Below are 10,522 nucleotides of genomic sequence, written 5' to 3'. Positions count from 1 at the left end.
GGGTTTTCTTCCTTCTTCAAGCGGCGCTAGCCGCGTTCTTACCTCTTCAAGGCGCGCAGCGCCGTTCTTCCTGCTTCAAGCGGCACCTAGCCGCGTTCTTCCCTCTTCAAGGCGCGCTGCGCCGTTCTTCCCTCTTCGCTCTCGAAGCGGCGCTAGCCGCGGCGCAACCGCTCGGCGGCGGTGGTCAGCAGGTGCTCGGTGGTTTCCCAGCCGATGCAGGCGTCGGTCACCGAGACGCCGTAACGCAGCTGGCCGGGGGCCAGGGGCTGCTTGCCCTCATGGATGTGACTCTCGAGCATCAGGCCGATGAGCGAGTCGTCGCCGGCCAGGCGCTGCTGAAGTACATCGAGCAGCACCTCACTCTGGCGACGATGATCCTTGCGCGCGTTGGCGTGGCTGCAGTCGACCATCAGGCGTGGCGCCAGGCCGGCATCGTTCAGCGCGCGCCGACTGGCGGCCACATGCGAGGCCTGATAGTTGGGCTCGCCGTGACCGCCGCGCAGTACCACATGGGTGTTCGGGTTGCCCGCAGTGTCACGCACCACAGGGGCTCCCTGGGGAGACATCGAGAAATGCTGGTGAGGGTGCCGGGCCGCCTGCATAGCATCCAGGGCCACGCCGAGATCGCCGTTGGTGGCGTTCTTGAAACCGACCACGGCCTCCAGGCCGCTGGCCAGCTCGCGATGCAGCTGTGACTCGGTAGTGCGTGCGCCGATCGCCACCCAGGACAGCAGGTCATCCAGATAGGGCGCCAGCATGGGTTGCAGCAGCTCGGTAGCGACCGGCAAACCAAGCTCGGCGATATCGCGCATCAGGCGCCGCGACAGTGCCAGTCCCCGACTCATGTCGCCGTCGCCCGTGAGCTCCGGATCATAGGCCAGGCCCTTCCAGCCCACGGTCGTCCGCGGCTTTTCCACATAAACCCGCATCACCGGCAGGATGCGGTCATCGATGTGCGGCGTCAGGGCGGCGAGGCGTCGCGCATAGTCGAGCGCGGCTTCGGGGTCATGAATCGAGCACGGGCCGACGACCACCAGCAGGCGATCATCCCGGCCTGCCAGGATGTCGCGAATCGCCTGGCGCTGTTGCGGGATGCGTTCCGCCAGGGGGGCGGCGAGCGGGAGCTGCTGGCGCAGTGACGCCGGGGTGGGCAGGACGGCTTCATCGGCTCGTGGCGTCTTCAGGGTGTCCTCGGCAAGAGGAGAAACGGTGGCATTCATGGGACTCAACTCCGTGGGCGTGAACATCGTTTGGCAGTCGTCGTGCCACCGGCGGACTCACGGTCGGAGGTGGCGTCCATGCCCGACCGCGTACCACTAAATCGCCAGTCATAGCCGTAATAGTCCCGACCCGGAAAGCGACATTCGGCATGCAAGCGATGGTTGGCGGTCATGATGAGCTCCTTGATGCAAGCGGTTGGAGGATTACCGGGGATACAACGCGAAACCCCCGGGCGGGGTTGCCGTCCGGGGGTTTCGCAGGAGAGGCAACCCGTGCTGAGCGTGCCTCGCGGTGATGTCCTCGACAGATACTGGCGTCAGGACATGACCAGCGGCACGCCGTCGCTAAACCAATAGCGAAAACCCGGCCAATAGCCGCCATTATCGACGCTCACACCACCACGCCCCGCCTGGAGGGCGGTGCGGACAGTATCTGAGCAGCGATTCGGCGTCATGGTCATCTCCTGATGTCTACCCCTATCCTGCCGTGTCACTGCGCCGATGACAAGCACCAGCTGCCGGTCATGCCCGGCGCTTTCTTCAACGCAGATGGCGTCCGCCATCCAGGGGCAGCGTCACCCCCGTCATGTAGCGGCTATCGAGCAGATAACGCAGACTCTCGTAGACCACCCCCGGACCGGGAATGGTGCCCAGCGCCGACTTCGCCCGCGCCTTCTCGGCATAGGCTTCGTCATCGTCCTCCCCCAGCATGATCATCGCCGGTGCGATGGCATTGACCTGTATCGTCGGGGCATAGCGTGCGGCGAACGACAGGGTCAGATTCTCCAGCCCGGCCTTGGATGCCGCATAGGCCAGGTGCTTGCGCGAGCCGTGCGCCGCGACATAGTCGGTCATGTGCACGATATCGCGCAATGGCTCGCCACACGCCTCGAGCAGATCATGGGCCTCGAGGTTGATCAGGTAGGGCGCCAGCATGTGCACGCGAAACAGCTGCTCGAAGTTGGCGCCGGCCTCTTCGCCGAGGGTATCGGGCAGCCAGTCGCTGGCGTTGTGGACGATGGCGCGCAGGGCATCGGTGGTGTCCCGCAGCCGGGTGATGAAGTCCCGAATGCCCGCCTCGCTGCTGAAATCGGCCGGCAGGGTGATGACGCCACGCTCGCGCAGGGCGTCGAGGGCCGGCCGCTCGCGCCGGTAGCTGATGATCACCGGGTGGCCATCATCACACAGCCGTTCGGCACAATGCCGGCCCAGGCGCTGAGCGCCACCGGTGATCAGGATCGGCGCCGCGCTCATGCCCCGTTCTCGCGAATCAGGCTACCGACGGTGGGCACCAGCGGGTCGCGTGGGGCATAGGCGAAGACATCGGAGAAGACCCGCGATGGCACCAACCCAAAGGAGGCCAGCACGTCGACACAGGCGTAGACCATGCCGGGCGAGCCGGAGAGATAGACATCATGGGCCGACACATCCGACAGGCGTTCCGCCAGCACCGCATCGACCCGGCCCTGATGGCCGTGCACGCGGCTACCCGCGAAGTCGGCCGGCAGCTCGGCCTCGCTGACCGCATGGAAGTGTACCTGCGCAAACCGCTCGGCCCAGGCCCGGGGCAGGCTCTCGAGATAGAAGTCACGACGCTCCTTGGCCGCCCACCAGATCTCGATATTGCGCTGCGGGTCCTCGGCCAGTGCCGCCTCAGCAATCGCCTTCATCTGGGCGAAGCCGGTCCCGGCGCCCACCAGCAACAACGGCCGCTGGCTGTCCGGATCGAGCATGCAGTCGCCACTGGGCAGGCGCAGGGTCAGATGCTCGGCCACCATCATCATCTCGCGCAGGCGGGTGGAGTTGCTGCGCTCGGGCCAATGCTGAATGTGCAGCTCGATGCGCCCATCGCCGCCGTGGGCATTGGCAATGGAAAACGGCACCCATTCCCCCTCACCGAGTTCCACCTCGAGGTACTGGCCGGCCGCATGCGCCACGGCCTCGGCACGCCCCTCGAGATAAACGCGAAAGACATCGGGCGTGAGGTCCTCGACCTCGGACACCCGGCAGGTAAGAGTCTTGGCCGTCATGCATGCCTCTTGTCGGTATCGGGAAGTTCAATGCCCAGCTCGTCCCAGCGCGCCTGAACCCGGGACTTGACGTCCGGGTCCATGGTGATGGGCCGCCCCCATTCGCGCTCGGTCTCGCCCGGCCACTTGCTGGTGGCGTCCAGCCCCATCTTGGAGCCCAGCCCCGCCACCGGGGAGGCGAAATCCAGGTAATCGATGGGCGTATTCTCGACCATCACGGTATCGCGGGCCGGGTCCATGCGGGTGGTGATGGCCCAGATCACGTCCTTCCAGTCGCGGGCATCCACGTCATCATCGAGTACCACCACGAACTTGGTGTACATGAACTGGCGCAAAAAGCTCCAGACGCCCATCATCACGCGTTTGGCGTGGCCCTGGTAACGCTTCTTCATGGTCACCACCGCCATGCGGTAGGAACAGCCCTCGGGCGGCAGGTAGAAGTCGACGATTTCCGGGAACTGCCGGCGCAGGATGGGCACGAACACCTCGTTGAGCGCCAGCCCCAGCACGGCCGGCTCATCCGGAGGCCTTCCGGTATAGGTGGAATGATAGAGGGCATCACGGCGCATGGTCATGCGTGTCACCGTGAAGACCGGGAATTCCTCGACCTCGTTGTAGTAGCCGGTGTGATCGCCATAGGGGCCTTCCGGTGCGGTGTCCCCGGGATAAATGAACCCCTCGAGGATGATCTCGGCGGAAGCCGGCACCTGCAGATCGGAGTGCCCGCACTGGACCAGCTCGGTGCGCGAACCGCGCAGCAGCCCGGCGAAGGCGTATTCGGACAGGGTATCCGGCACCGGCGTCACGGCACCCAGGATGGTCGCCGGATCGGCGCCCAGGGCCACGGCCACCGGGAAGGGTTCACCGGGATGGGCTTCGCACCATTCCTGGTAGTCCAGCGCCCCGCCGCGGTGCGACAGCCAGCGCATGATCAGGCGATTGTGCGATAGCTTCTGCTGGCGATAGATGCCCAGGTTCTGACGCGACTTGCTGGGCCCGCGGGTGACGACCAGCGGCCAGGTCACCAGCGGCGCCGCATCGCCGGGCCAGCAATGCTGAATCGGCAGGCGGTCCAGGTCGACATCCTCACCCTCGAAGACCCGTTCCTGCACCGGCGCCTGACGCACCGTCTTGGGCCCCATGCTCATGATCTGCTTGAACACCGGTAACTTGTCCAGGGCATCGCGGAACCCCTTGGGCGGCTCCGGCTCCTTGAGGAAGGCCAGCAGTTCGCCGATCTCGCCCAGGGCCGCGACGGAATCCTGCCCCATGCCCATGGCCACCCGCTTCGGTGTACCGAAGAGGTTACCCAGCAGGGGCATGTCATGCCCCTTGACGTTCTCGAACAGCAGCGCCGGCCCGCCGGCCCGCAGGGTACGGTCGCAGATCTCGGTAATCTCGAGATAGGGATCCACCTCGGCGGTCACGCGCTGCAGCTCGCCCTGCTCCTCCAGCGCTGCGATGAACTCGCGCAGATCCTTGTATTTCATGGGGGCTGTTCCGTTTCCAGAAATGCAAAAGGGGCAGCATAGCATGCTGCCCCCCGGGGATGCTGTGCCTGGCCCGCGACGCGCATCGCGGGATCACGGGCGGCATGGCATCGATCAGCGCTTCTTCATGGCCTCGAAGAACTCCAGATTGGTCTTGGTATCCTTCAGGCGGTCGATGAGGAACTCGGTGGCGGCCACATCCTCCATGGGGTTGAGCAGCTTGCGCAGGATCCACATGCGCTGCATCTCTTCCTCGGAGGCGATGAGGTCCTCGCGGCGGGTACCCGAGCGCCGGATGTTGAGCGCCGGATAGACACGCTTCTCGGCCAGCTTGCGGTCGAGGTGGGCCTCCATGTTGCCGGTCCCCTTGAATTCCTCGAAGATCACCTCGTCCATCTTCGAGCCGGTGTCGACCAGTGCCGTGGCCACGATCGTCAGGCTGCCGCCTTCCTCGATGTTGCGTGCCGCACCGAAGAAGCGCTTGGGCTTCTCCAGTGCATGGGCGTCGACACCACCGGTCAGCACCTTGCCCGAGGACGGCACCACGGTGTTGTAGGCGCGCGCCAGACGCGTGATGGAGTCGAGCAGGACCACCACGTCACGCTTGTGCTCGACCAGTCGCTTGGCCTTCTCGATGACCATCTCGGCGACCTGCACGTGGCGCGCCGGCGGCTCGTCGAAGGTCGACGCCACCACCTCGCCACGCACCGTGCGCGACATCTCGGTGACCTCCTCGGGCCGCTCGTCGATCAGCAGCACGATCAGGTGGCACTCGGGATTGTTGCGCGTGATCGAGGTCGCGATGTTCTGCAGCATCAGTGTCTTGCCCGCCTTGGGCGGCGACACCAGCAGGCCGCGCTGGCCCTTGCCGATGGGCGCGGTGAGATCGATCACCCGCGAGGTCAGGTCCTCGGTGGAGCCATTGCCGATCTCCATGCGCATGCGTTCCTGGGGGAACAGCGGCGTCAGGTTCTCGAAGAGAATCTTGTGCTTGACGTTCTCGGGCTTGTCGAAATTGATCTGACTGACCTTCAACAGCGCGAAGTAGCGTTCGCCATCCTTGGGCGGCCGAATCTTGCCGGAGATGGAGTCGCCCTTGCGGAGATTGAAGCGTCGAATCTGCGAGGGAGAGACATAGATGTCGTCGGGGCCGGCCAGGTAGGAACTGTCGGCACTGCGCAGGAAGCCGAACCCGTCCTGCAGGATCTCCAGTACGCCATCCCCGTATATCGGCTCGCCGCTCTTGGCGTGCTTCTTGAGAATGGCAAAAATGATGTCCTGCTTGCGGGAGCGCGCCAGATTGTCGATGCCCATTTCACGGGCAATCTCCAGAAGTTCCGGCACGGGCTTTTGCTTGAGTTCGGTAAGATTCATCGGTGTGTTCAGACGTTGCTCTTGAAAGCCGGGCGATATGCGCCGAGATGGACTGTTGGCGAGACGAAAGCGCCATCGAGATGCGTTCAGAACCCGGACAGGCTGCTCTTGCATGTCAATATTCGATGGCCAAACAGGGACAACCGCCGCGAAGGGGGATGTCTGCCATGAACGTATATCGAGGGAGCAGGCTAGTTTCGCCTGAATCAGTCGAGCCGGCTCTGGGCCTGACACACCAACTGATGCAGTGGGCTTTCTGACGACTTGGAGTTTGACCGCGGCGCCATCGCCGTTGAGCGGTCGGGAAGCATTGGGAACAGGCGAACGCCCCGATACTAGTCAACGCGAACAGGAAACGCAAGCCCCTCGTGCCCGGCGCGTCGACGAACGATTGACAAGCTTCAAAGGCGCCCGCAACCTTTAGCCAATCCATCTGAAGGACTCTCCATGACCGCGCTCCAGGACCGCCAGAACGCTACCACCGGCGATACTTCCGCATTGCACGACGCCCCCCGGCGGCTCGCTGCCATTGATCTGGGGTCCAACAGCTTCCACCTGCTGGTCGCCAACTACCACAACGACCGACTGCAGGTCGTGGCCCGCAAGGGCGAGAAGGTCCAGCTGGCGGATGGTGTCGGCGACGATGGCCTGCTCGACGAAGCCGCCATGACCCGGGCACTCGACTGCCTGGCCCGCTTCGCGCCCTTCCTCGAAGGCATCACGCCACGCAACCTGCGCGTGGTCGGCACCAATGCGCTGCGCAGCGCCGACAACAGCCAGGCCTTCATCGAGCGCGCCGAGACCCTGCTGGGCACCCGCATCGAGATCATCGCCGGCCGCGAGGAAGCCCGCCTCGTCTACCTGGGCGCGGCCCACGCCCTGGCCGAGGACGGACGCCGCCTGATCGTCGACATCGGTGGCGGTTCCACCGAGTTGATCATCGGCGAACAGTTCGAGCCCCTGGCGTTGGAAAGCCTGACCATGGGCTGCGTGACCTTCACGCGGCGCTTTTTCAACAATGGCGAACTCAGCGAGAAGCGCATGCGCCGCGCCGAGCTGGCTGCTCTCTCGGAACTGGCCAATATCCGCCGCCCCTATCAGAAGGTCGGCTGGCTCGACCCGGTGGGCTCCAGTGGCACCATCAAGGCAACGGCAGCGGTCATCGCCGCCGAAGGCAAATCGCCCGAAGGCGTCATTACCCGCAAGGGGCTGCTCGACCTGCGCAAGCGACTGATCAAGTGCAAGCGCCTGGACAAGGTCTCGATGAGTGGCCTCAAGGCCGACCGGGCGCGCGTCTTTCCGGCCGGGGTGGCCATCCTGAGCGCCATCTTCGAGGCCTTCGAGCTGGAAGAAATGCGCTACTCGGACGGCGCCCTGCGCGAAGGCGTGCTGTATGACCTGGTCGGCCGCAACAGCCCGGAAGACCCGCGCCATCAGACACTCGAGGAGTTGACCCAGCGCTACAATGTCGACATCCGCCAGGCCGAAAACGTGGCCACCACGGCCATCGGCCTGCTGGATCAGGTACGCGACGCCTGGCAACTGGATGACGACCAGGCACGCTTCCTGGAATGGGCCAGCCGGCTGCACGAGATCGGCCAGGCGATCTCCCACAGCCAGTTTCATCGCCACGGCGCCTATCTGCTAGAAAATTCCGACCTCTCGGGCTTCTCGCGGCCGGAGCAGCGTCTGCTCGCCTTCCTTGTGCGAGCGCACCGACGCAAGTTCCCGGTCAAGGAATGGCAGGCCCTGCCCAAATCGGAACAGCGCTCGCACTCACGTCTCGCGCGGCTGCTGCGACTGGCCGTGGTGATCAATCATTCACGCCCCGAGCAAGCGCCGGCCCTACCCCGACTCCAGGCCTCGGGCGAGGCCCTTGCGCTGCATTGTGACGAAAGCGAGGACCTGAACCTGCTGCTGGCCGATCTCGAGGATGAAATCGCCTACCAGAAGGCCGCCGGGCTGGAGCTGTCGCTCACCTGATCCCGGCCACCGACCGGCTCACGGCGCTCGCCAGCCCTCGGCCAGCGCCAGCCAGCCATCCGGATGCCCCACCGCGACGACGCGCTCAGCGCACCAGACCACCCAGCAGCGTCCGCGTTCCCAGGGCGGAATATCCCACTCCTGCAGCAATCGCTTGAGATCACGCTGACCACGGCGAGCCAGGCGCAGGCGTTCCCCGCCCGCTCGCGGGGTCAGCACCAGCTCCAAGGGTTCGCCACTGCAGTGAGCCAGCCTCATGTCGAATTCGCCCAGCGGCGTGACGAGCGGGGATTGTCCCTGCCATGCGGCCCGCCAGTCGGACGGCAAGGCAGGCCGCGGCGCCAGCAGATACAGGCTACCGCGCCACACGCGGGCCTCGGCACCCGGCCACTGCACGCACACCGCGGCATCCTGGCGTGCCTCCAGCTGCTCCAGCAGGCTCTCCAGCCGGCCGGCCGGCGGCAAGGGCAAGGTCTGCCGCGCGAGGCAGTGGCGAATCAACAAGCGCCGGCGCGATGCCGATAGCTGCCACAGATCCGCCAGGCGCAGGCGTTCCGCGCACCCGCCCAGGCGCGTCAGGTCCTCGGCCGCCAGCTCGCCGAGCAGCGTCTCGGCTTCCCCGGCCCAGGCCACACTGCGCGCCAGGGAACGCCCGGCGGCCGGCCAGCGCTCGCGGAGCAGCGGCACAATTCGATGACGCAGGAAGTTGCGATCCTGACGGGTATCCTGATTGCTGGGATCCTCGACCCAATCGACGCCGCGCCTCGCCGCCTCGGCTTCCAGGGCCGCACGGGACGCCCCCAGCAGGGGGCGCTGGTGTTGCAGGCCGGCCCGTGCCTGGCTGCCCGGCATGGCCGCCAGCCCCCGGACCCCGGCGCCGCGCAGGGCGGCGAGCAGGAAGGTCTCGGCCTGATCATCGCGATGCTGGGCAAGCCAGAGCGTGTCGCCCGCCGCCAGCCGCCGCTCGAAGGCCTGCTGACGCGCCCGACGGGCCGCGCCTTCCAGGCCTTCGCCGGTGGCGGTGTCGACGCTCACGTGCTCGACATGCAGCGGCACTGTCAGGGCGGCGCACAACGCCCGGCAATGCTGCTCAAAGTCATCCGCCGCCGCCTGCAGGCCATGATGGACATGCACGGCACGCAGCGGCCGCGGGTGGCGACGGCACGCCTCCACCGCCAGCGTCAGCAGCAGGGACGAATCCAGCCCGCCGGACAGCGCCACCCAGACACAATGCCCCGGCGGGGTGTCCGCCAGGGCATCATCGATCAGGGTCTGCAGGGAAGAGGTCTCGGGACTCATGGCATGGCCGAGCGCAACACGAACCTTAAGCCGGGGCGCCGATGCTCATCAGTTTCTCGTACCGCCGCTCCAGCAGCGCATCGGTCCCCATGGCCTCGAGACGCTCCAGGCTCTCCAGCAGGCTCGTCTTGATGCGTTCGGCCATCACCGAAGGCTGACGGTGGGCGCCGCCCAGCGGCTCGGGAATCAGGCTGTCGACGAAGCCGAGCTCCTTGAGACGCTCGGCGGTGATGCCCATGGCCTGAGCCGCCTCGGAGGCCTTGTCGGAGCTCTTCCAGAGGATCGAGGCGCAGCCTTCCGGAGAGATCACCGAGTAGGTGGAATACTGCAGCATGGTCAGCTCATCGCAGACGCCGATGGCCAGGGCACCGCCGGAACCACCCTCACCGACCACGGTCGAGATGATCGGCGTCCGGAGGCGCGACATGACACCCAGGTTATGGGCGATGGCCTCGCTCTGGCCGCGTTCCTCGGCATCGATGCCGGGGTAGGCGCCGGGCGTGTCGATGAAGGTCAGCACCGGCATGCGAAAGCGCTCGGCCATCTCCATCAGCCGGCAGGCCTTGCGATAGCCTTCCGGGCGCGGCATGCCGAAGTTGCGGCGTACCTTCTCGTGAACGTCGCGCCCCTTCTGGTGGCCGATGACCATCACCGGCTTGTCGTCCAGGCGCGCCACCCCGCCGACGATGGCCGCGTCATCGGCGAAACGACGATCCCCGTGCAACTCGTCGAAGTCGCTGAAGACGTGCTCCAGGTAGTCCATGGTGTAGGGACGCTGGGGATGCCGCGACAGCTGCGACACCTGCCAGGCGCTCAGGTCCTTGAAGATCGACTCGGTGAGCTTGCGGCTCTTGTCCTCGAGTCGGCCGATCTCGTCGCTCAGGCTGACCTGGCTGTCGGTACCGACCATGCGCAGTTCTTCGATCTTGGCCTGAAGCTCGGCGATGGGCTGTTCGAAATCTAGGTAGTTCGGATTCATGATCTAGCCTTGTTTCATCGGCCGCAGAGTGACCGGAGAGAAAACATCGATTGTCGCGCATTATCGCACCCTGACAATCCCACGCAAGACACGTCACCGGATACAGTGATGTCGGCTACAGCGCGGCGCTTGATGCCGTTGAGCAGT

Annotated in this window: 9 protein-coding genes; 1 reads left to right on the top strand and 8 read right to left on the bottom strand. The window is 65.6% G+C overall.

Translation table 11 applies throughout. From position 1 onward, the window contains the following. Positions 1–152: 152 nt before the first annotated feature. From HHA01_RS00155 to rho, 6 genes are all read right to left on the bottom strand, one after another. Positions 153–1,220, bottom strand: a complete 1,068-nt coding sequence (locus HHA01_RS00155; RefSeq protein WP_141317076.1) for a 3-deoxy-7-phosphoheptulonate synthase — start codon at positions 1,218–1,220, stop codon at positions 153–155. 317 nt (positions 1,221–1,537) lie between these two features. Next, positions 1,538–1,675, bottom strand: coding sequence for a hypothetical protein (locus tag HHA01_RS14715; protein WP_170214806.1), 138 nt, complete (start codon positions 1,673–1,675; stop codon positions 1,538–1,540). An 85-nt stretch (positions 1,676–1,760) separates the two neighbouring features. Next, positions 1,761–2,474: a dihydromonapterin reductase gene (folM, locus tag HHA01_RS00150; RefSeq protein WP_141317075.1), complete on the bottom strand. Its 714-nt coding sequence runs from the start codon at positions 2,472–2,474 to the stop codon at positions 1,761–1,763. Continuing rightward, the gene (locus tag HHA01_RS00145; protein WP_141317074.1) at positions 2,471–3,250 is read right to left on the bottom strand and encodes an NAD(P)H-flavin reductase; all 780 of its coding nucleotides are present in this window, start codon (positions 3,248–3,250) and stop codon (positions 2,471–2,473) included. The genes folM and HHA01_RS00145 overlap by 4 nt, the downstream gene beginning before the upstream one ends. Then, on the bottom strand, positions 3,247–4,740 hold the full coding sequence (ubiD, locus tag HHA01_RS00140; protein WP_141317073.1) for a 4-hydroxy-3-polyprenylbenzoate decarboxylase: 1,494 nt from the start codon (positions 4,738–4,740) through the stop codon (positions 3,247–3,249). Before ubiD ends, HHA01_RS00145 begins: the two co-directional genes overlap by 4 nt. Before the next feature lie 114 nt (positions 4,741–4,854). Further along, positions 4,855–6,114, bottom strand: coding sequence for a transcription termination factor Rho (gene rho / locus HHA01_RS00135; protein WP_141317072.1), 1,260 nt, complete (start codon positions 6,112–6,114; stop codon positions 4,855–4,857). A 447-nt stretch (positions 6,115–6,561) separates the two neighbouring features. On the opposite strand from rho, the gene ppx reads away from it, so the two are divergent. Then, the gene (gene ppx, locus HHA01_RS00130; protein ID WP_141317071.1) at positions 6,562–8,097 is read left to right on the top strand and encodes an exopolyphosphatase; all 1,536 of its coding nucleotides are present in this window, start codon (positions 6,562–6,564) and stop codon (positions 8,095–8,097) included. Positions 8,098–8,115: 18 nt separating this feature from the next. On the opposite strand, the gene tilS is transcribed toward ppx, so the two are convergent. Together tilS and accA are read right to left on the bottom strand one after the other, a co-directional pair. After that, entirely contained in the window at positions 8,116–9,396 is a 1,281-nt protein-coding gene (gene tilS / locus HHA01_RS00125) for a tRNA lysidine(34) synthetase TilS (RefSeq protein WP_141317070.1), read from the bottom strand. Positions 9,397–9,421: 25 nt separating this feature from the next. Then, the gene (gene accA / locus HHA01_RS00120) at positions 9,422–10,375 is read right to left on the bottom strand and encodes an acetyl-CoA carboxylase carboxyl transferase subunit alpha (protein ID WP_141317069.1); all 954 of its coding nucleotides are present in this window, start codon (positions 10,373–10,375) and stop codon (positions 9,422–9,424) included. Positions 10,376–10,522 lie beyond the last annotated feature (147 nt).

The sequence above is a fragment of the Halomonas halmophila genome (assembly GCF_006540005.1).
Lineage (GTDB): Bacteria > Pseudomonadota > Gammaproteobacteria > Pseudomonadales > Halomonadaceae > Halomonas > Halomonas halmophila.
Note: the sequence above shows the minus strand (reverse complement) of the source record. Positions and strands in the feature narration are given on the sequence as shown.